The sequence below is a fragment of the Brevundimonas aurifodinae genome, from assembly GCF_040195595.1.
Taxonomy (GTDB): Bacteria; Pseudomonadota; Alphaproteobacteria; order Caulobacterales; family Caulobacteraceae; genus Brevundimonas; species Brevundimonas aurifodinae.
In genome coordinates, this window is record NZ_JBEGDD010000011.1 from 82,647 (window position 1) to 103,294 (window position 20,648).

The 20,648-nt window shown below is 69.2% G+C and carries 15 protein-coding genes and 1 pseudogene; 10 read left to right on the plus strand and 6 right to left on the minus strand.

Translation table 11 applies throughout. The features are described from left to right. The first annotated feature begins 14 nt into the window (after positions 1-14). A complete protein-coding gene (locus tag ABN401_RS13135) occupies positions 15-1,967 on the plus strand; it encodes a hybrid sensor histidine kinase/response regulator (RefSeq protein WP_349685311.1) in 1,953 nt (650 codons plus the stop codon). A 73-nt stretch (positions 1,968-2,040) separates the two neighbouring features. On the opposite strand, the gene ABN401_RS13140 is transcribed toward ABN401_RS13135, so the two are convergent. Then, on the minus strand, positions 2,041-4,206 hold the full coding sequence (locus ABN401_RS13140) for a M3 family metallopeptidase (RefSeq protein ID WP_349685312.1): 2,166 nt from the start codon (positions 4,204-4,206) through the stop codon (positions 2,041-2,043). A gap of 121 nt (positions 4,207-4,327) precedes the next feature. On the opposite strand from ABN401_RS13140, the gene ABN401_RS13145 reads away from it, so the two are divergent. From ABN401_RS13145 to ABN401_RS13160, 4 genes are all read left to right on the plus strand, one after another. Continuing rightward, entirely contained in the window at positions 4,328-5,191 is an 864-nt protein-coding gene (locus ABN401_RS13145; protein WP_349685313.1) for a glutamate racemase, read from the plus strand. 149 nt (positions 5,192-5,340) lie between these two features. Next, complete coding sequence (locus ABN401_RS13150; RefSeq protein WP_349685314.1) at positions 5,341-5,868, plus strand: SRPBCC family protein; 528 nt, start codon at positions 5,341-5,343, stop codon at positions 5,866-5,868. Positions 5,869-5,987: 119 nt separating this feature from the next. Beyond that, the gene (gene katG / locus ABN401_RS13155) at positions 5,988-8,225 is read left to right on the plus strand and encodes a catalase/peroxidase HPI (protein ID WP_349685315.1); all 2,238 of its coding nucleotides are present in this window, start codon (positions 5,988-5,990) and stop codon (positions 8,223-8,225) included. 265 nt (positions 8,226-8,490) lie between these two features. After that, positions 8,491-9,375, plus strand: a complete 885-nt coding sequence (locus ABN401_RS13160; RefSeq protein ID WP_349685316.1) for a hydrogen peroxide-inducible genes activator — start codon at positions 8,491-8,493, stop codon at positions 9,373-9,375. A gap of 53 nt (positions 9,376-9,428) precedes the next feature. Here ABN401_RS13160 and acnA read toward each other — a convergent pair whose 3' ends face one another. Further along, entirely contained in the window at positions 9,429-12,122 is a 2,694-nt protein-coding gene (gene acnA, locus ABN401_RS13165; protein WP_349685317.1) for an aconitate hydratase AcnA, read from the minus strand. A 358-nt stretch (positions 12,123-12,480) separates the two neighbouring features. Between acnA and ccmA the strand changes: the two genes are divergently transcribed. Both ccmA and ccmB read left to right on the plus strand, forming a co-directional pair. After that, complete coding sequence (gene ccmA / locus ABN401_RS13170; RefSeq protein ID WP_349685318.1) at positions 12,481-13,104, plus strand: heme ABC exporter ATP-binding protein CcmA; 624 nt, start codon at positions 12,481-12,483, stop codon at positions 13,102-13,104. Next, positions 13,101-13,766 carry a heme exporter protein CcmB gene (gene ccmB, locus ABN401_RS13175; protein ID WP_349685319.1) on the plus strand — a complete coding sequence of 222 codons (666 nt, stop codon included), beginning with the start codon at positions 13,101-13,103 and terminating at the stop codon, positions 13,764-13,766. Before ccmA ends, ccmB begins: the two co-directional genes overlap by 4 nt. Before the next feature lie 7 nt (positions 13,767-13,773). On the opposite strand, the gene ABN401_RS13180 is transcribed toward ccmB, so the two are convergent. Further along, positions 13,774-14,094: a hypothetical protein gene (locus tag ABN401_RS13180; protein ID WP_349685320.1), complete on the minus strand. Its 321-nt coding sequence runs from the start codon at positions 14,092-14,094 to the stop codon at positions 13,774-13,776. A gap of 171 nt (positions 14,095-14,265) precedes the next feature. On the opposite strand from ABN401_RS13180, the gene ABN401_RS13185 reads away from it, so the two are divergent. From ABN401_RS13185 to ABN401_RS13195, 3 genes are all read left to right on the plus strand, one after another. Beyond that, on the plus strand, positions 14,266-16,353 hold the full coding sequence (locus tag ABN401_RS13185) for an AsmA family protein (protein WP_349685321.1): 2,088 nt from the start codon (positions 14,266-14,268) through the stop codon (positions 16,351-16,353). Between the two features lie 201 nt (positions 16,354-16,554). Continuing rightward, positions 16,555-17,415: an alpha/beta hydrolase gene (locus tag ABN401_RS13190; RefSeq protein WP_349685322.1), complete on the plus strand. Its 861-nt coding sequence runs from the start codon at positions 16,555-16,557 to the stop codon at positions 17,413-17,415. Positions 17,416-17,602: 187 nt separating this feature from the next. Next, positions 17,603-19,060, plus strand: a complete 1,458-nt coding sequence (locus tag ABN401_RS13195) for an AMP nucleosidase (RefSeq protein WP_349685323.1) — start codon at positions 17,603-17,605, stop codon at positions 19,058-19,060. 5 nt (positions 19,061-19,065) lie between these two features. On the opposite strand, the gene ABN401_RS13200 is transcribed toward ABN401_RS13195, so the two are convergent. From ABN401_RS13200 to ABN401_RS13210, 3 genes and pseudogenes are all read right to left on the minus strand, one after another. Then, the gene (locus tag ABN401_RS13200) at positions 19,066-19,605 is read right to left on the minus strand and encodes a periplasmic heavy metal sensor (RefSeq protein WP_349685324.1); all 540 of its coding nucleotides are present in this window, start codon (positions 19,603-19,605) and stop codon (positions 19,066-19,068) included. Beyond that, on the minus strand, positions 19,602-20,027 hold the full coding sequence (locus ABN401_RS13205) for a hypothetical protein (RefSeq protein ID WP_349685325.1): 426 nt from the start codon (positions 20,025-20,027) through the stop codon (positions 19,602-19,604). The genes ABN401_RS13200 and ABN401_RS13205 overlap by 4 nt, the downstream gene beginning before the upstream one ends. Beyond that, positions 20,024-20,608, minus strand: a pseudogene (locus ABN401_RS13210) (RNA polymerase sigma factor); the annotation flags it as partial. The gene ABN401_RS13205 and the pseudogene ABN401_RS13210, both read right to left, overlap by 4 nt. Between the last annotated feature and the right edge of the window lie 40 nt (positions 20,609-20,648).

Consider the following 20,648-nt stretch of genomic DNA (forward strand, 5'->3'; position numbering starts at 1 on the left):
TTCAAGGGATGCCCATGACGATCGAAACCAGCGATCGAGACTCGCTCGCCATCGCTCTGGCCGGCCTGAAAGGGCTGGGTGTGGGCTGGTGGCGGGTGCTCGATCCGAAGACGACCTGGTGGTCGCCGGGCATGTACGAGATCGCCGGTCTCGATCCCGCTGCGGGCGTTCCGACCCGAGACCAGATCTTCCGTCTCTATCACCCCGACGATACGAACCTCGTCGGTCGATCCTGGCGGCGAATGTTCGAGACCGACGAGAAGGTCCAGATCCGCTACCGGATCGTGCGACCGTCCGGCGAGTATCGTGACGTCGTCAACTGGGGCCAGCGACAACCGCCCGACGCCGAGGGGCGGCGCTGGGTCTTCGGCATGTCGGTCGACGTCAGCGACCACGTCGACGACCGCGAGTTGTTCGAAAGCGAGCGGGCCTTCCGCTTCGTGGCCGAACACACCTCCGACATGGTGGTTCGCAGCCGGATGGACGCGGGCATCACCTACGCCTCGCCGGCCTCGCGCGCCGTGCTCGGCTACTCGCCGAGCGAGATCGTCGGCATGAACCCGGCGGAAATGGTCGCCGAGGAAGACGTCACGCGCATCCGCGCCATCCTCAGGGACCGCATCGCCCGTGGCGAGCTGATCAGTCCGACCGGTTACGAGTACCGCTGCCGTCACAAGGACGGGCACTTCGTCTGGCTGGAGGCCAACCCGCGTCTCGTGCTGAACGGCGCGGGCGAACTGACCGAGATCGTCGATGTCGTTCGCGACATCACCGCGCGCAAGGAAGCCCAGGCCGCCCTCGTCCTGGCGCGCCAGGAAGCCGAGGCCGCGTCATCGGCCAAGAGCGAATTCCTGGCGAACATGAGCCACGAACTGCGGACCCCCCTGACCAGCATTCTCGGCTTCTCGCGCCTGATCGGCCGCGACGGCGGATTGTCGGAGGCCGACCGGGGTCATCTCGATCTGATTCGAAGCGCCGGCGAGACCCTGCTGGCCGTGGTCAACGACATCCTCGACTTCTCCAAGCTGGAAGCCGGGGCGCTGAGCCTCGCCCCGGAGGCCTTTTCCGTCGCCGAGCTGGGCCAGGGCGTCGTGGCGCTACTGGGAGGCCAGGCCGACGACAAGGGGCTGGACCTGAGTTGCGAGGCCCCGGCCGGCTCGTGGTTGACCGGCGACGCGGCGCGCCTGCGCCAGGTGTTGCTCAACCTGGTGTCGAACGCGGTGAAGTTCACGGAAGAGGGGTCCGTTCAGGTCCGGCTGGACGTTCGACCGACGACCGATGGCCGCGCCGTTCTGGAGGCCTTCGTTCGCGACACCGGGGTCGGGCTGGATCCCGCCCAGATCGAGCAGATGTTCGATCGCTTCACCCAGGCGGACGGCTCGGTCTCGCGCAGGTTCGGCGGCACGGGCCTGGGCCTGGCCATCTCGCGGCGGCTGATCGGGATGATGGGCGGCGAGATCGGGGCGGACAGCGACGGCCGCAGCGGATCGACCTTCTGGTTCCGGGTGCCGCTGGCGGTCGCCGCAGCCGTCGAGACCCACCCGATCACAGGACCCGACGTCGGCCCAGAACGCCGGCTCCGGGTGCTCCTCGCCGAGGACAACCCGGCCAACCGCGCCCTGATCGCCGCCTTGATCGCGCCCCTCGATCTCGATCTCGACATGGTCGAGAACGGGATGGAGGCCATCGCGGCGGCGCGGGCCGGCGACTACGACCTGGTCCTCATGGACATGCAGATGCCGGTGATGGACGGCCCCTCGGCCGCCCGCGCCATCCGCTCGTCTCCCGGACCCGAGCGCGACACGCCGATCGTGGCCCTGACCGCGAATGTCCTTCCCGAGCAGATCGAACAGTGCCGCGCGGCGGGCATGCAGGGCCATGTCGCCAAGCCGATCGACCCCCGCGCCCTGTTCGCCGCCCTGGGCGAGCATGCGCGGCCCCTTCGGCAGAAAGCCGCCGCGGCCTGAACCGCGACGGCTTGAACAGATCGATCCAGTGAGCGGCTTTGGCGCCGCTCACCGACCGGTTCGAACTCCAACCTCAGCTGACCGGGAACCCCCGCACGCGCAGCAGGGCCGCCACGTCCGGGTTGCGTCCCCGGAACCGGCGATAGGCCTCGCCGCGATCCGACGAATTGCCCTCCGCCAGGATGATCGACTTGTACCGACCGGCGATGTCCGGATTGAACACGTCGCCCGACTCCTCGAAATAGGCCCAGGTGTCGGCGTCCATGACCTCGGACCACAGATAGCTGTAATAGCCGGCCGAATAGGCGTCGGACGTGAACAGGTGATTGAACTGCGGCAGGCGGTGCCGCATCACGATCTCCTTCGGCATGCCGTAGCGCGCCAGGCTCTCGCGTTCGAAGGCATCGATATCGGTCGGCGGCGTGGCCCGCGTGTGCAGGTCCATGTCGACCAGGGCCGACGACAGATAGCTGACCGTGGCATAGCCCTGGTTGAAGGTCGCGGCCGCCTCGACCTTGTCCACCAGCGCCTGGGGCATGGGCTCGCCGGTCTGATAGTGGCGCATGAAGCCGTCCAGGATCGGCCGGCTCAGCACCCAGTGCTCGTGCACCTGGGACGGATACTCGACGTAGTCGCGCGGCGTGTTGCCCAGGGCCGGATAGCGGACCTGGTACGACAGATAGTGCAGAGCGTGGCCGAACTCGTGGAACAGGGTCTCGGCGTCGTCCAGCGAGATCAGGATCGGCTGCCCGGCCTCGGCCTTGGTGAAGTTGTTGTTGTTCGACACCAGCTTGTTGCCGCCGCCGTCATAGCCCCAGGCCAGGCGATAGCTGGTCATCCAGGCCCCCGACCGCTTGCCCGCGCGGGCGAAGTCGTCGGAATAGAACAGGCCGACGTGGCTCCCGTCCGACTTGTTCCTGACCTCGAACACCTCGACGTCCGGATGGAAGCCCGGGACGCTGCCCGCCGGCACCGGCGTGAAGTCGAAGCCGTACAGCCGCTCGGCCATGTAGAAGGCCCCGCGCTTGACCGCGTTCAGCTCGAAATAGGGCTTCAGCTCGTTCTGATCGAGGTCGTATTTCGCCTTCCGGACCTTCTCGGCGTAGTAGAGGTAGTCCCACGGCTCGATGTCGTGCCCGGCGATCTCGCGCATGTCGGCGACCTCCTGGGTCACCCGCGCCTTGGCCGGTTCCCAGACCCGCATCATCAGTTCCATGGCCGCCGCCGGGGTCCTGGCCATGGTGTCCTGCATCCGCCACTCGGCGTGGTTGCCATAGCCCAGCAGGCGGGCGCGATCGGCCCGCAGCTTCACAATCTCGGCGATCAGGGCGTTGGTGTCGTTGCGGTCGCCATTGTCGCCCCGGTTGACGAACTTGGTCCAGACCTGCTGACGCAGCGCCCGGTCGTCGGCGAAGGTCAGGAAGGGGTCGACGCTGGAGCGGGTGTTGACGATGGCCCAGCCCTGCAGGTTCCTCGACCGGGCGGCGCCCGCCGCGGCGGCCTTGTTGGAGTCGGGCAGACCCGCCACTCCGGCCTCATTGGCGATCAGGGTCCAGGTGTTCTCGTCGGCGACGACCTTCTGGCTGAAGCTGGTGAAGGCATTGGCCAGGGCGGTGTTGATTCGACCCAGCTCCGCCTTGCCGGCGGCGTCCAGCGCCGCGCCGTTGCGGATGAAGGCATCGCGGCTGCGCTCGGCCACGCGGGTCTGCTCGGGCGTCAGGCCCGCGGCGCGCGCAGTGTCGGCGACGGTCTTGATGCGCTGGAACAGCGGTTCGTTGAAGGTGATCTCGTCACCGGCGACGGACAGCAGCGGCGTCACCTCGGTGTCGACGGCGTTGTAGTCGTCCGAGCCGATGTTCTGGGTCATGACGCCGAAGATCGAGGTCGCCCGGTCCAGCGGCTGACCGGCCAGCTGCATCGGCACCATGGTGTTGGCGAAGGTCGGGGGCGCGGGGTTGCCGGCGATCGCCGCGATCTCGGCGCGCTGCAGCTCGATGCCTTCGATGATGGCGGCCTTCAGCTTGTCGGCGGTCACCGACGGCCAGGGCGGCACGCCCTCGTACGGGCCGGTCCACGGCTGCAGCAGTTCGGCGCGCGGCGTCTGCACCGGCAGCACCGCCTTGGCGATCGCCAGTTCGTCGGCGGTCGCGGCGGCCCCGCCGCCCATCGCGCCCGCGCTGGCGCATCCGGTCAAGGCCATCAGGCTCGCACCACCGATAAGGAGCTGGCGTCTTTGCATGGGAACATCCTGTTCTTGGTTCTCTGGGGTCGCGGCACCCTGGTGGGGCTCGCATGACCTTCGCATGAACGACATCTAAACCCGTTGGACGCCAAGGCAAGCCGAGGCTACAGCCCTGCGTATGGCGATAGGCGTATTCGACAGCGGCGTGGGCGGGCTGACGGTCCACCGCGAACTGACCCGGCGGTTCTCGCAGAGGGACTTCATCTACCTGGCCGACCAGGCCCACGCCCCCTACGGCGGTCGCGGCGGCGAGGAGATCGTCGACCTGACGCGCGCCGGCTGCGAACGCCTGTTCGAGGTCGGGGCCAGCGTCATCGTCCTGGCCTGCAACACCGCCTCGGCCATCGCCCTTCGCCGCCTGCAGCAGACCTGGGTGCCCGAGGCGCGGGCCCGGCACGGCCGTGCGGTCAATGTGCTGGGCATCATCGTCCCGACCATCGAGGCGGCGACCGGCCTGCCCTGGAGCTTCGAGGCCGAACGCAGTGAACGTTTCGGGGGCGACAAGATCGAGGCCCTGGAGATCACCGGCGTCTTCTGCACCGCCGCCACCGCCATGAGCCGCGTCTATGAGATCGAGATCGACAAGCGGCGCGAGGACCTCGCGGTCTTCTCCGAGCCCTGCCCGGGCCTGGCCGGACTGATCGAACTGGGCGCCCCGGCCGAGGAGCTGACCGTCGTCGTGCGCGACCACGTCGACGCCCTGCGTCGTCGCATCGGTCGCCATCCCGACAAGGCCATCCTGGGCTGCACCCACTACGAGATCGTCGCCGACATCTTCGCCGAAGCCCTGCCGCCCGGCACGCCGGTGATCCACCAGCCCAGCGCCGTGGCCGACGCCCTGGATCGCTATTTCCAGCGCCATCCGGAATACGGCCTGGGCGATACCGGCCGCCGGACCTTCCTGACGACGGGCCGGCCCGGCGCACAGTCGGACCTGGTCGCCCAGTTCTGGGGCGCGCCCCTTACGTTCGACGCGGCTTGAACTGCCCCAATCGTCATCCTCGGACTTGATCCGAGGATCGGATGCGCCGCGCGTTGGATCGTTGAACCGCGGCTCGGCGCGTCCTAGTCTGCGTCCAGTGACCTGAAGGTCCGATCCTCGGATCAAGTCCGAGGATGACGGAGATCGCTATGAGGATCGGTGCCCTTGTTCTGATGGCGGCCCTGTCAGGCGCGACCCCCGCCGTCGCCGAGATCGTGTCCCGCAGCGACAACACCTTCACCCTCCGCTTCGCCGTCGGGCTGGAGGCGTCGCGCGCGGACGTCATCGACGCCGTCCAGAACGTTCCCGCCTGGTGGGATCCGGCCCACAGCTACACCGGCGACGCGGCCAACCTGTCCCTGGCCTTTCAGCCCGGCGGATGCTGGTGCGAGCGGATGGCCGACGGCACCGACTTCCGTCATGGCTCGGTGGTGTCGATCGACCCCGACCAGATCCGGTTCAACGCGCCCCTGGGCCCATTGAACGGCAAAGCCACCCGGGCCGACCTGACCTTCTCGGCCGGGCCCGAGAACCGGGGCACGCTCGCGTCCATGGAGTTCGTGGTCGAGGGCCCGGGCATCGGAGCCTTCGCCGACGCCGTCCACGGCGTCATGCAGCAGGCCTGGACGCGCTACGTCCGCTTCATCGAATATGGCGAACCCGCTGCCCAAGACTGATCGCCCTTGGACACCCTCTCGATAAGCTGCGTGTATCGTCTGTCCAAGTTTAATCGATTGGTCTTGTCGTGCACGAAGGCGTAGTCTGAAGGTCAATCTTTGACCCTTGGGAGGCCACCATGGACGGCGAAAACTCACCCCTGTCTGATCCGAGCAAGAAGGCCGCCGCCAAACGCGCGCTGCTGGGCCGCACCAACCGCGACTGGTGGCCAAACACGCTCGCGGTCGACATCCTGCATCAGCACGGCAAGACCGGCGACCCGATGGGCGACGGCTTCAGCTACGCCGAGGCGTTCAAGTCGATCGACTACGAAGGCCTGAAGCGCGACCTGACCGCCCTGATGACCGACAGCCAGCCCTGGTGGCCGGCGGACTATGGCCACTACGGCCCCTTCTTCATCCGCATGGCCTGGCACGCGGCCGGCACCTACCGGACCGGCGACGGTCGTGGCGGCTCCAGCTCGGGTCAGCAGCGGTTCGCCCCGCTGAACTCCTGGCCGGACAACGGCAATCTGGACAAGGCGCGCCGCCTCTTGTGGCCGATCAAGCAGAAATACGGCGCCAACATCAGCTGGGCCGACCTGTTCATCCTGACCGGCAATGTCGCCATCGAATCGATGGGCGGCCCGGTGTTCGGCTTCGGCGGCGGCCGCGCAGACGTCTGGGAGCCGGAAAAGGACGTCTACTGGGGCACGGAAGAGGAGTGGGTCGGCTCCGAAGGCGCGCCGACGCGCATCCAGCCCGACAAGGAAATGGCCCTGGAAGAGCCCCTGGCCGCCATCCAGATGGGCCTCATCTACGTCAACCCGGAAGGTCCGGGCGGCGTGCCCGAGGCGCTGCAGTCCGCGCGCGACATCCGCATCACCTTCGCCCGCATGGGCATGGACGACGTCGAGACGGCGGCGCTCACGGCCGGTGGCCACACCTTCGGCAAGGCCCACGGCGCGGGTGACGCGTCCAAGGTCGGCGTGGCTCCGGAAGGCGGCGACATCGCCCTTCAGGGCCTCGGCTGGATCTCGGGCCACGAGAGCGGCATCGGCGACCATACGATCACCTCGGGCATCGAGGGCGCCTGGACCCCGACGCCGGTCACCTGGGACATGTCCTATTTCGACATGCTGCTGGACCACGAGTACGAGCTGGTCCGCTCGCCCGCTGGCGCCAAGCAGTGGCAACCGGTCGGCAACCCGGCAGAGACCCTGGCCCCCGCGGCTCACACGCCGGGCAAGAAGGTCCCGACCATGATGACGACGGCCGACATGGCCTTCAAGGTCGACCCCGAGTACCGCAAGATCATGGAGAAGTTCCGGGCCGAGCCGGCCTGGTTCGCCGACCAGTTCGCGCGCGCCTGGTTCAAGCTGTGCCACCGCGACATGGGCCCCAAGGCCCGCTACCTCGGACCGGAAGTCCCGGCCGAAGACCTGATCTGGCAGGACCCGATCCCGGCCCACATGGGACCCAAGCTGTCCGACGCCGACGTCAAGACGCTGAAGGACCACATCGCGGCCTCCGGTCTGTCGGTCGGCGACCTCGTCCGTACGGCCTGGGCCTCGGCCGCCACCTGGCGTGGGTCCGATCACCGCGGCGGCGCCAACGGTGCCCGCATCCGGCTGGAGCCGCAGCGCAGCTGGGACGTCAACGAGCCCGAGAAGCTGTCGCGCGTCCTGGCCGTCTATGAGGACATCAAGGCCCGGTCCGGCCTGAACGTCTCCATCGCGGACCTGATCGTGCTGGGCGGCTCGGTCGGCATCGAGCAGGCGGCCAAGGCCGCCGGCCACGACGTGGTCGTCCCCTTCACGCCGGGTCGCACCGACGCCACGGCGGAACAGACCGACGCCGAGAGCTTCGCGGTCCTCGAGCCCCGCGCCGACGGCTTCCGCAACTATCTGCAGGTCAAGTTCAACGTCCCGACCGAGGAACTGCTGATCGACCGGGCCCAGCTCCTGGGCCTGACCGCGCCGCAGATGACGGCCCTGGTCGGCGGCCTGCGCGTCCTGGGCATCAACCACAAGGACGCCAGGGACGGCGTCTTCACCGACCGCCCGGGCCAGCTGACGAACGACTTCTTCGTCAACCTGCTCGACATGTCGACGGCCTGGAAACAGGTCGACGACACCTCGGACGAGACCTTCGTCGGCACGGACCGCATCACCGGCGAACGCCGCTGGACCGCGACCCGCACCGACCTGGTGTTCGGCTCCAACTCCCAGCTGCGCGCCATCGCCGAGGTCTTCGCCGAGGGCCAGTCTCAGGAGGTGTTCCTGAACACCTTCATCAAGGCCTGGACCCAGGTCATGGAGAACGACCGCTACGACATCCCCAAGCGCGCCCTGCACGCCGAGAAGCTGGCGGCGTAAGCCTTCGGGATTGACGCTCTGACGACCCCCGTCCTCCCTGAAAGGACGGGGGTCTTCTTTTGCTCCCCCTGCCGTGCACCCCGGCGAAGGCCGGGGTCCAGATCACGGACACCGCCAGTCGAAAGGGGGCACGGCGAGTCAGCCTCAGCCAGCGAATGCGCCTCTGGACCCCGGCCTTCGCCGGGGTGCGCGGTGGTCGGGCGGCGGGGTATAAGCCTGCTCGATGCTTGTGGCGCTCAGCCAAGATCACGCCTATGTCGGGTGCATGCTCCCGACCCTTCGCCAACTTCAGTATCTGAAGCTCCTGGCAGAGCATGGCTCCTTCAGCCGCGCCGCCGAAGCCGCGTCCGTCAGCCAGCCTGCCTTGTCGGCCGGCATTCAGGAACTGGAGCGTGTGCTGGGGGCCCCAGTCGTCGATCGCACGCGAGGCGCCGTGCAGCTGACCGCCGTTGGCACCGAGGCCGTGGCCCGCGCGGAAGACGTGCTGGCCCGCACCGAGGATCTGGTCGAGGCGGCGAAGAACGCCGGACGACCGTTGTCTGGGCGGCTGCGGCTCGGCATCATCCCGACCGTCGCGCCGTTCCTGTTGCCCGCGACCCTGCCCAGCCTGAAGGCGGCCTATCCGTCGCTGCGGCTGTTCATTCGCGAGGACCTGACCTCGCGCCTGATCGCGGGGCTGAAGGCCGGTCAGCTGGACTGCGCCGTCATCGCCCTGCCCTACGCCGCCTCGGGCATCGACCACGCCCGCATCGGCGACGACGAGATCCTCGCCGCGGCGCCCGTCGGTCATCCCCTCGCGTCCGGCGGCGACATCCAGCCCGGCGCGCTGAGGGGCGAGGACCTGATCCTGCTGGAAGACGGCCACTGCCTGCGCGACCAGGCGCTGGCCGCCGTCGACATCGACGCCCCGCGCGGCGAAGACGTCTTCGCCGCCACCAGCCTGCACACCCTGGTGCAGATGGTGTCCTCGGGCCTGGGCGTGTCTTTCCTGCCCGCCATGGCGGTGCGGGCGGGTCTGGCCGACGACGCCGGTGTCGTCATCCGATCCTTCGCCGCCGAAGCGCCCAGCCGCGAGATCGTCGTCGCCTGGCGCAAGGGCTCCAGCCGCGCGGCCGAGGCGCGGCTTTTGGCGGAGGCGATGCGGGTTTAGCGGACCGTCTCCTCCCCATTCGCCAAGTGGCGAACAGGGAGGACACATCAGTGCTAAGCGGCCAGGTTCCGCAGAACGTAGGGCATCACCCCACCGGCCTTGAAGTAATCCAGCTCGGTCTGGTTATCGATGCGGCAGCGCACGGGGAACCGCGCCATCTTGCCGTCCGACGGGCGGAACAGCTCGACCCACAGGTCCTGACGCGGACGCAGCTTGCCGATGTTGACGTCGGACAGGCCGCGGATCGTCACGATCTCCTCGCCGGTCAGACCCAGCTTGGTCCAGCCGTCCGCCTTGAACTGCAGCGGCACCACGCCCATCCCAACCAGATTCGAGCGGTGGATGCGCTCATAGCTCTCGGCGATGACGGCGCGAACGCCCAGCAGCCGCGTGCCCTTGGCCGCCCAGTCGCGCGACGAGCCCGTGCCGTATTCCTTGCCCGCGATCACCACCAGCGACCGGCCCTCGGACTGGTAGCGCATGGCCGCGTCATAGATCGACATGACGTCGCCCGACGGGAAGTGCCTGGTCATGCCGCCCTCGATGTCGGGCGTGATGCGATTGCGGATGCGGATGTTGGCGAAGGTGCCGCGCATCATCACCTCGTGGTGACCGCGACGGGCACCATAGGAGTTGAACTCGGCGGATTCGACACCGCGCGCGTTCAGATACTGACCCGCGGGCGACGACGTCTTGATCGATCCGGCCGGAGAGATGTGGTCGGTCGTGATCGAGTCGCCGAAGATCGCCAGGACCCGGCCCTCGACCACATCGGTGACCGGCGTGGGCTCCATCGACAGGCCCTCGAAATAGGGCGGGTTGGCGACATAGGTCGAGCTTTCGTCCCAGGCGTAGGTCTGGCCGCCGGCGACGGAGATCGCCTGCCAGTGCTCATCGCCCTTGAACACGTCGGCATAGCGTTTGGCGAACATGGCCGAGGTGACGGCCTTCTTCTGGATGGCGGCGATCTCGGCGGTCGTGGGCCACACGTCCTTCAGGAAGACGTCCTTGCCCTTCTTGTCCTGGCCGATCGGGTCCCTGGTGATGTCGATCCGCATCGAACCGGCCAGGGCATAGGCCACGACCAGCGGCGGCGAGGCCAGGTAGTTGGCCTGAACGTCGGGGTTCACCCGGCCCTCGAAGTTGCGGTTGCCCGACAGCACGCTGGTGGCGACGATCGCGTTCTCGTTGATCGTCTTCGAGATCGCCGGATCCAGCGGGCCCGAGTTGCCGATGCAGGTGGTGCAGCCGTAGCCGACCAGGTTGAAGCCGAGCGCGTCCAGCTCCTTCTGCAGGCCAGCGGCGGTCAGATAGTCGGTCACGACCTGCGAGCCCGGGGCCAGCGAGGTCTTGACCCAGGGCTTGGTCTTCAGACCCAGCTTGTTGGCCTTCTGCGCCACCAGACCCGCCGCGATCAGGACCGAGGGGTTCGAAGTGTTGGTGCACGAGGTGATGGCCGCGATGACCACGTCACCGTCGCCGATGTCGAAGGTCTGTCCCTCGACCGCCGCGCGCGGGGCGTCCGGCGCGCGGTTGAACACCTCGCCCAGCGCCGTCTCGAACGAAGGCGCGGCGACGGTCAGCTCGACGCGGTCCTGAGGGCGCTTCGGTCCGGCCAGCGACGGCACGACCGTCGACAGGTCCAGTTCCAGCACGTCGGTGAAGATGGGGTCTTCCGAGGTCTCGTCGATCCACAGGCCCTGCGCCTTCGCATAGGCCTCGACCAGCGCCACGCGCGCCTTGTCGCGGCCCGTGGCGGTCAGATAGCCGATGGTGGCCTGGCTGACGGGGAAGAAGCCGCAGGTGGCACCGTATTCCGGGGCCATGTTGGCGATGGTGGCCTGGTCCTCGATGGTCAGGCCGCTGACCGCCGGGCCGAAGAACTCGACGAACTTGCCGACGACGCCCTTCTTCCTCAGCATCTGGGTGACGGTCAGCACCAGGTCGGTGGCCGTCGTGCCCTCGGGCATGGCGCCGGTCAGCTTGAAGCCGACGACCTCGGGGATCAGCATCGGGATCGGCTGGCCCAGCATGGCGGCCTCGGCCTCGATGCCGCCGACGCCCCAGCCCAGCACGGCCAGGCCGTTGATCATGGTGGTGTGGCTGTCGGTGCCGACCACGGTGTCGGGATAGGCGACGGTCGCCTTGCCCTCGGCCACGGTCCAGACGGTCTGGGCCAGGTTTTCCAGGTTCACCTGGTGGCAGATGCCCGTTCCCGGCGGCACCACGCGGAAGTTGTTGAAGGCCGAAGACCCCCAGCGCAGGAAGTTGTAGCGCTCGATGTTGCGCTCATACTCGCGCTCGACGTTCTGGGCGAAGGCGCCCGGCGTGCCGAAGTGATCGACCATGACCGAGTGGTCGATGACCAGATCGACGGGCACCAGCGGGTTGATCTTGGTCGCGTCGGCGCCCAGCGCGCTCATGGCGTCGCGCATGGCGGCCAGATCCACGACGGCGGGAACCCCGGTGAAGTCCTGCATCAGGACGCGCGCCGGGCGGAAGGCGATCTCGTGCTCGACCGAGCCCTTGTTCTGGGTCCAGGCGGCGACGGCGCGCAGGTCGGCCTCGGTGACGGACACGCCGTCCTCGTTGCGCAGCAGGTTCTCCAGCAGCACCTTCATGGAGCGCGGCAGGCGGTCGATGCCCTCAAGTCCCGCTTCCTGAGCGGCCGGAAGGCTGTAATAGGCGTATTTCTTGCGCCCGACGGTCATGTCCCGGCGGGTGGAAAGGCTGTCGACTGACGGCATGGGAGTGGTCCTCTGGTTCAGCCGCCCGGACATCCGGTCGCGCCGTCTCGCGGCGATCGCAGGGGCGCACAGGTCCCCGGCGCGCGCGGCGACAGCCTGCTGCGGCGAGGCGGGATATAGCCGTGGTCGGACAAGCCGTCCATGAGTCCACGATGTGCGTGTGGACATTGAGAACGGGTCGCAGGCAGCGGGCGCGCAACCTCTCCCTCCCCCTGCGGGGGAGGGTGGTCGCAGCGCAGCGGAGACCGGGTGGGGAGGGCAAGGCAATCCAGGGATACGTCTGCTGCATATCGCCTCGCCGCCCCCACCCCGCTTCGCTGCGCTCAGCGACCCTCCCCCGAGGGGGAGGGAGAAGACCGTGATCCACTCCCTCTCCCTCGCCTCCCTGACCCTCGCCCGCGGAGAGCGCACCCTGTTCCGCGACCTGTCGCTGACGCTGAACGCCGGCGAGGCGGTCGCCCTGACCGGGGCCAACGGCGCGGGCAAGACCAGCCTGCTGCGCGCGGTCGCCGGCTTCATCCGGCCCGAGACGGGCGAGGTCGCCTTCCACGACGCCGACGCCAACGCCATCGATCCGACCGAGGCCCGCGCCCGGCAGGTCCACATGCTCGGTCACCTCGAAGGTCTGAAAGGCGCCCGGACGGCGCGCGAAGAGCTCGCCTTCCAGGCCGGCTGGCTGGGCCAGGTCCATGGCGGCGTCGACGAGGCTGTCCAGACTCTCGGCCTGAGGCCCCTGCTGGATCTCGAGGTCCGCAAACTGTCGGCCGGCCAGCGTCGCCGCCTCGCCCTGGCCCGCCTCATCGCCGCCCCCCGCGCCCTGTGGCTGCTCGACGAGCCGCTCAGCCCCCTGGACGCCCGATGGCGCGAGGCGGTCGGCGCGCTGATGACCCGTCACCTCGACGGCGGCGGCCTGATTCTGGCGGCCGTCCACGACCCTCTCCCGATCCCCGCGCGATCGGTCGACGTCGGAGCGGCCCGATGAGCGCGGTCGTCATCCTGTTCCGGCGAGAACTGGCCCTGGCCTGGGGCGGCGGCGGCGGCCCGCTGCTGGCGTGCGGGTTCTTCGTCTGTCTGACGACCATCGTGCCCCTGGCGGCAGGCGGCGATCTGGCCACCCTGCGCCCCGTCGCGGCCGGCGTGGCCTGGCTGGCCCTGGCGCTGGCGTCCCTGCTGTCGCTCGAGCGGTTGTTCGAGCGGGATCTGGAGGACGGGGCGCTGGATCTGCTGGCGCTCGGCCCCCTGTCGCTGGAGGCCGTCGTGGCCATCAAGGCCGCCGCCCAGTGGCTGGCGACCGGACTGCCGCTCGCCCTGGCCGCCCCGATCGCGGCCTTGGCTCTGGGTCAATCCATCGATCTGGCCCCCTTGACGATGCTGGCCGCGCTGATCGGCGGTCTGGGGTTCGCCTTCACCGGGGCATTGGGCGCGGCCCTGGCCCTGGGGGCCAAGAGGGGCGGCCTGCTGATCGCGATCGTGGTGCTGCCGCTGTTCATCCCGCCGGTGGTGTTCGGAGCCGGAGCCCTGACGCGCGCGGCCGAAGGGCTCAGCCCATGGCCGGCGATGGCGTTGCTGACGGCCTATGTGCTGTTCGCGGCGGTGATCGCGCCCCCGGCGGGCGCCGCGGCGATCCGCGGCGCCCAGGGGTAGTCTCGCTCTATCGGACGGAGGCGTAGGCGGTCAGGGTCGAGACCAGCCGCGCGTGCTCGCGCTCGGTCATACAGCGGGGCGCTTCCCAACGCTGGTTCTCGGCACGCGCGCGAAGCGCCTCCTCGGCGGTCACGAAGGTCGGGGCCTGGCCGTGCTCCCGACGGAAGGCGCTGCGGGTGGCGTCGTCATTGTCACACATCATGACGACACGCTGGGCCTCGGGCGGCGCCTGAGTGGGGAAACGGGTCTCCTCCTGCTGGGCCAGGGCGGGCAGGGCTGCGGACGCGGCCAGCGTCAGGACGGCGGCGAAAACGGTCGAACGGTTCATGGCGGGCACCTCCTAAAGGCCCGGATTAAGTCAGGGTCCGGAGCAATAATGCGCCGGTTTTCTCTCATGTAAAGAAAATAAGACAAACACGTCGCAAACGGATGACATTTGGCGGCATTGTCATCTTGACGCGGGATGGGCCCGCCACCCGGTCTCGCGCGTTGTGGCCCCGTGCCGAGCAATCCGTTCCGACATCTGAGGCCGCCCCAGGGGTGGCGGCCCGAGGCCTGGCGGGGTGCTGTCGGTCGCCGTCTGGCTCCGGTCGGCGGTCGCGCATCGGCCTGGCGCGACTGGGTCGTGGCGAACGACCCCGTCTATGGCTCCTTTCGCCGACCCGGCCAGGCGGAGACGATCGCCGCCTCCGTCACCCTCGCGCTCGTCCTGGCGATCGTGCTGTTTCTGGCCCTGTTCGACTGGAACTGGCTGCGGGGTCCGATCGGACGCTGGGCCTCGGCGGAATATGATCGCGAGATCGCGCTGCGGGGCGATGTGGATGTGAAGCTTTTCAGCTGGACCCCGTCTGTGGTGGTCCAGGACTTGCGATTCGGCGGCCCTGCCTGGGCAAGGGATCGCGACACCGTCACCGCGGAACGGATCGAGGCCAGCGTCCGGCTGCGAACTCTGCTGGCGGGGCGGATCGAGATGCCGCTCCTGGCCATCACCCGCCCTCGCGCCGTTCTGATCGTCACCGAGGACGGCCGCCGGAGCTGGGATCTGAACCCCGACAGGCCCGACGACGGCGAGGGCCTGAAGCTGCCGCCGATCAACCGTCTGATCATCGAAGACGGCCGGCTGAGCCTGGACGAACAGGGACGCGACATCACCCTGGAGGCTCAGCTCACGGCGCGAGAGGCGACGGGCGCGACGGAGGGTGAAACCGGCTTCCTTCTGACCGGCGACGGGACCATCGAAGGTTCCCCCCTGACACTGCGGATCGAGGGCGGGCCGTTCATCAACATCCGCCGCGATCGTCCCTACGCCTTCAAGGCCACGGTCGAGGGCGCTCGGTCACAGCTGATCGCCGATGGGTCGATCACCCGCCCGTTCGATCTGGGGCAGTTCCAGGCCACCCTGTCGCTGCGGGGCCAGGATCTGAACGACCTCTACAACCTGACCCGGATCGCCCTGCCCAACACCCCGCCCTATCGCCTGGCGGGCACTCTGACCCGGGACGACCGGATCTGGACCTTCGCGGACTTCGACGGACGCGTCGGGGCGTCGGACCTGTCCGGTGACGTCCGGGTCGAGGGCGGCGAACGGCTGAATGTACGCGCCGATCTCCGATCACGGCGGCTCGACCTGGACGACCTCATCGCCATTCTGGGGGGATCGACCCGGACCAACGACGCAGGCACGGAAACGACCACGGTCAGCTCGGGCGGCGCGCCGGGGCGGCTGCTGCCGGACGCCAGTCTCCAGGTCGATCGCCTGCGGACCATGGACGGACAGCTGACCTATCGGGCGGTCTCGGTGAAGGCCAACGACCTCGATGTCAGACAGGTGCGGCTGGGCGCTGTCCTCGAGGCCGGGATTCTGGACCTCGATCCCGTCTCCTTCGCTTTCAACCGGGGCGAACTGAACGGCACGGCGCGGATCAACGCCACCCGGGACCGCCCCTACAGCGCCATCGACTTCCGGCTCGCCGGCTATCCGCTGGAGTCCATCATCCCCGCCCGGAACGGCGTCGCGCCGCTCACCGGCCGGGCGCTCGGCAGGGCGCGGCTGGAAGGCCCGGGGGCCTCGATCCACGACTTCGCCGCCGCATCCAGGGGCTCGATCAGCCTCGTCGTGCCCCAGGGTCAGATGCGGACGGCCTTCGCTGAACTCCTGGGCGTCAACGCCTCGGCGGGGCTGCTACGCCTGCTGCGCGGCGACGAGTCCCAGAGCACGATCCGCTGCGGCGTCGCCGACTTCGATGTGGCCAACGGCGTGGCGCGGGCGCGCACCCTGGTCATCGACACCGACGTCGTCCTGGCCAGCGGGTCCGGCACTATCAACCTCGGCACCGAACAGATGGACCTGAAGATCGACGGCGAAAGCAAACGGCCCCGGCTGCTTCGCCTTTGGACGCCCATCCTGATCCGCGGCCCCCTCACAGGCCCCAGCGTCGGCATCGACACCGGCTCGACCGTCGCCCAGGCGGGCCTCACCGGCCTGCTGGCGGCGGTCGTCGCGCCCGTCGCCGCCCTGTTCGCCTTCGTCGAACCAGGCCTGGCCGAGGACGCCAACTGCGGCTCCCTGATCGCCTCCGCGCGATGAGCGACATTGCGACGCGCCTCAGCGCCGACGTCCGATTCTGACGTAGGTGCCCGCTACTGTGGTCTGGCGCGGGCGTCGGCCTTCGCAAGACATCGACGGATTTCGCACTATTCAGACGGTTCGCACCCTGTTTTTTCCGATGCGCCCAATCGCGGCGTCCTGCGTATCTGATGGGACCCTGTCCCGCTGCCCTGAGAGACCATGACCCGAAGAGGCCTGATCGCCCCCGCCCTCGGCGCCCTCGCCGCCGCCTGCAGCCCGCTGGGCCTGCTGAACGCCGTCGGTCCGCGCGATCCCGGCGCGCGGCGGGTGGCGCGCGGCCTCGCCTACGGCGACCATCCGCGTCAGGCGTTCGATGTCTTCGCGCCCAGCACGGCCGGCGCCGAACGTCCCCTGCCCGTCCTCGTCTTCTTCTACGGGGGTGGCTGGGATTCGGGGTCCAGGGACGTCTATGGCTGGGCCGCCCAGGCCCTGGCGGCGCAGGGGTTCGTCGTCGCCGTGCCCGACTATCGCCTCGTGCCCGAGGTCCACTTCCCGACCTTCATCCAGGACGCGGCGGCGGCCACGGCCCGGGTTGCCCAGATCGCGGCGACCTATGGCGGCGACCCCGATCGGCTCGGGGTCCTGGGCCATTCGGCGGGCGCGCATCTGGCCATGATGATCGCCCTGGATCGGCGCTATATGCAGGCGGCCGGCGCGCCGGACCTCATCAAGGCCGCGGCGGGTCTGGCCGGTCCCTACGAATTCCTGCCGTTCGACGTGGCGGCCTCAGTCAATGCCTTCGGCCGGGCCCCCGATCCGCTCCAGACCCAGCCCCTGACCTTCGCCCGCGCCGACGCGCCCCCGATCTGGCTGGGTCACGGCACGGCCGATGTCACCGTCCATGACGAGGATTCCATCCTGCTGGACGCCCGAACCCGCGAACTGGGCGGGCGCTCGGAGCTGACGCTCTACCCCGGCCTGACCCACGAGGACCTGATCGCGACCTTCTCGCCCCTGTTCCGCAAGAAGGCGCCGGTGCTGACCGACGTCACCGCCTTCTTCCGGCGAGAGCTTTCATGACGGGGCTCAAGCAGCGAGCGACCGCGTCGCGAGCGGTAGCCGACATGTTCAGGCTCAAGCAGCGAGCGACCGCGTCGCGAGCGGTAGCCGACATGTTCGGGCTCAAGCAGCGAGGCTCCGCGAGCCGAGCGGTAGCCCACAAGCATAGCCGTCTCGCCAAGGTCACGATCGTCCGTTAGAGGAGGCCATGACAGAACACATGATCGGGGCGCTGTCCGCGCCCGAGGCGCTGGAACGCCTCAACACCCTCTACGCCGACGCCGTCGCCAATCTCAGGCAAGCCGTCCGCACCTATCTCCAGACCGGCCAGACGCCCGACCCCGCAACCCGGGCCAAGGGGCTGTTCTGCTATCCGCGCCTTCGCATGCGCTGGTTCGGCGACCGGCCGGAAAACCTGGCCCAGCGTGCCTATGCCCGGATTTCCAAACCCGGCATCTACTCGACGACCATCACTCGACCTGACTTGTTCGGGCCCTATATCGCCGAGCAGCTGCGTCTGCTGGAGGGCGACTACGGCGCGACGTTCGAGGTCGAGGCGTCGGAGCAGGAAATCCCCTTCCCCTATGTTCTGGACGGCTCCGAGGTGGTGCTGGACCGGTCCATGACGGCCGCCATCGCCCGCCATTTCCCCACCACCGACCTGGCCCACATCGGCGATGAGATCTCCGACGGCCTGTTCGATCCGGGCGAGGATTTCCCCCTGTCGCAGTTCGACGGCCTCAGGACCGACTTCTCCCTGGCCCGCCTGCGCCACTACACCGGGACCCCGGTCGAGGACGTCCAGTCCTACATCCTGTTCACCAACTATCACCGCTACGTCGACGAGTTCGTCCGCTGGGCCTGCGCCCAGCTGGCCGACCCGACCTCGCCCTACGAGACCCTGTCCTGCGCCGGCGGCGTGGTGATCGATCGCGGCAATCCGGATCCCGAACTGGCCATCGCCGACGCGGCCTGGCGCAAGCACCAGATGCCCGCCTATCACCTGACCGCGCCGGGCTGGGAGGGGGTGACCCTGGTCAACATCGGCGTCGGCCCGTCGAACGCCAAGACGATCTGCGATCACCTGGCGGTCACCCGCCCGCACGCCTGGATGATGATCGGCCACTGCGGCGGCCTGCGTCCCAGCCAGACAATCGGCGACTACGTCCTGGCCCACGCCTATCTGCGCGACGACCACGTTCTGGACGCCGTCCTGCCGCCGGACATCCCCATCCCCTCGATCGCCGAGGTGCAACGCGCTCTCTATGACGCGGCCAAGTCCGTCTCGGGCATGCCCGGCGAAGAGGTCAAGAAGCGGCTGCGTACCGGCACCGTGGTCACCACCGACGACCGGAACTGGGAGCTGCGCTATTCCAAGTCCGCGCTGCGCTTCAACCAGAGCCGCGCCGTGGCCATCGACATGGAAAGCGCCACCATCGCCGCCCAGGGCTACCGCTTCCGCGTGCCCTACGGGACCCTGCTGTGCGTCTCGGACAAGCCGCTGCACGGCGAGATCAAGCTGCCGGGCCAGGCCAACCGCTTCTACGAGGGCTCGATCTCCGAGCACCTGCAGATCGGAATTCAGGCGGTGGACCTGCTCAGGAACGAGGGCGCGAACCTGCACAGCCGCAAGCTGCGGGCCTTCGACGAACCGCCGTTCAGATAGTGGCTCTAGGGTTCGGTTCGCGGGGCGTCGCTGGCGGAGCGATCGCCCGCCTGCCGGGACTGATCGCCGTCGCGTCCGCCTCGTCCGCCGCGCCCGGCCAGGAGTGTCGCGACGACGCGGCGATCCTCTGCCGACAGACCCTCGAGCACGACGAGGGCATCGGTCTCCAGCCGGGCCCGCCCCCGGGCCTCGGCCTCACGGGATTGGGTCAGCAGGGCGTCCACCCGAGCCCGGTCGAAAGGATCGGCGCGGGCGGCCTCGACCGCCTCCGCGCGGGCGGCCCGGGCGACCTGGAAGTCAGGTCGGGCGCGCAGCCCGGCCTCACGCAGGGCGCGGCGCACGGTCCGGCGGGTCTCGGGCTCGAGGGACGCCAGCAGGGTCCGCGTCGAAGGGCGCCGCTCCCCCTCGCGACGCTGATCCAGCTCGCGCTCGATCTTCTTCTGGCCGGACAAGGCGGTCACGGCCGCCGTCGCGGCGAACAGGTTGATCCCGACCGAGATGGCCAGAGCGATCCCCAGGATGATGGCGAGCAGGCGCGGGTTCATCCCAGGACCGCCGTGTCATCCAGCCCGCCGACCGAAGCCTGCTCCAGCACCACGTCCAGCTGGACCTGGCGTTCGAAATCGCTGGTCAGGACCTGACCGAAGACGACGCCCGCACAGGCCGCCGCCGCCCAGCCGGCCCCGCCGACCCACAACAGCTTGCGCAGACCCGGCCAGACCGTCCGGGCGCGCAGGCCGGCCGCCGCCGCGGAGGCGATGACGCGGTCACGCAGCGCCGCGGAGACGGCCGGCCGGGGCGCGGCGTCCAGGGCGGCGTCCAGCTGGCGCGCGGCGAACAGGGCGCGCTCGGCCGCCTCCGGGGCGCTGCGTGAAAAAGCCTCGGCGGCCCGGCGCTCCGTCTCCGGCCAGCGACGCAGGTCGCCGCCCCAAACCTCGGCCAGATCGCGCATGCGGTCAGCGTTCATCCTCGTCCTCCTATGGCATCGGGGCTCGCGCCCGGCGCCAGATCGGCCAGCGCGGCGCGCAGCGCGCGGCGGCCCCTTCCCAGCAGGCTTTCCAGCGCCTCGACGCTGACGCCCATCAGGCCAGCCGCCTCGATATTGCCGAGCTCCTGATAATGGCACAGCACGATGGCTTCGCGCTGCCGCTCGGGCAACGCCTTCAGGGCGCCGTCGACCCGCGCGCCGAGCTCGGCGGCCAGCAGACCCCGATCCGGGGCCGGCCCCGGATCGGGCCGGTCCGGCGTGACCTCCATCAGAACCTCGCGGCGACGCCGCATCCGGTCGTAGCAGAGGTTCAGCGCCACCCGGTGCAGCCAGGTGTCGAACTTCGCCCTTCCGGGTGTCCAGCGCGGTGCCTGTTTCCAGGCTCTCATCATGGCCTCCTGCGCCACGTCCTCAGCCTCGACCGCGTCGCCCAGCATGCGCTGGGCGAGCGCCATCATCCGGGGCAGCTTGCGCGCCACCATGGCCTGAATGGCCGCGGGGTCGCCCTGACCCACGCGGCGCACCAGATCCTCGTCCGGGTCGGCGACGGCTGCCAATCGGTCCCTTTCCGCGCAGGAGGCTCGGCCGGGTGAACCCGGC

What these genes read in the sequence shown, in the direction of transcription:
- ABN401_RS13135 (WP_349685311.1), top strand. Translation starts at nt 15, where the DNA reads ATGACGATCGAAACCAGCGATCGAGACTCGCTCGCCATCGCTCTGGCC.
- ABN401_RS13140 (WP_349685312.1), bottom strand. Translation starts at nt 4,206, where the DNA reads ATGCAAAGACGCCAGCTCCTTATCGGTGGTGCGAGCCTGATGGCCTTG.
- ABN401_RS13145 (WP_349685313.1), top strand. Translation starts at nt 4,328, where the DNA reads ATGGCGATAGGCGTATTCGACAGCGGCGTGGGCGGGCTGACGGTCCAC.
- ABN401_RS13150 (WP_349685314.1), top strand. Translation starts at nt 5,341, where the DNA reads ATGAGGATCGGTGCCCTTGTTCTGATGGCGGCCCTGTCAGGCGCGACC.
- katG (WP_349685315.1), top strand. Translation starts at nt 5,988, where the DNA reads ATGGACGGCGAAAACTCACCCCTGTCTGATCCGAGCAAGAAGGCCGCC.
- ABN401_RS13160 (WP_349685316.1), top strand. Translation starts at nt 8,491, where the DNA reads ATGCTCCCGACCCTTCGCCAACTTCAGTATCTGAAGCTCCTGGCAGAG.
- acnA (WP_349685317.1), bottom strand. Translation starts at nt 12,122, where the DNA reads ATGCCGTCAGTCGACAGCCTTTCCACCCGCCGGGACATGACCGTCGGG.
- ccmB (WP_349685319.1), top strand. Translation starts at nt 13,101, where the DNA reads ATGAGCGCGGTCGTCATCCTGTTCCGGCGAGAACTGGCCCTGGCCTGG.
- ABN401_RS13180 (WP_349685320.1), bottom strand. Translation starts at nt 14,094, where the DNA reads ATGAACCGTTCGACCGTTTTCGCCGCCGTCCTGACGCTGGCCGCGTCC.
- ABN401_RS13190 (WP_349685322.1), top strand. Translation starts at nt 16,555, where the DNA reads ATGACCCGAAGAGGCCTGATCGCCCCCGCCCTCGGCGCCCTCGCCGCC.
- ABN401_RS13195 (WP_349685323.1), top strand. Translation starts at nt 17,603, where the DNA reads ATGACAGAACACATGATCGGGGCGCTGTCCGCGCCCGAGGCGCTGGAA.
- ABN401_RS13200 (WP_349685324.1), bottom strand. Translation starts at nt 19,605, where the DNA reads ATGAACCCGCGCCTGCTCGCCATCATCCTGGGGATCGCTCTGGCCATC.
- ABN401_RS13205 (WP_349685325.1), bottom strand. Translation starts at nt 20,027, where the DNA reads ATGAACGCTGACCGCATGCGCGATCTGGCCGAGGTTTGGGGCGGCGAC.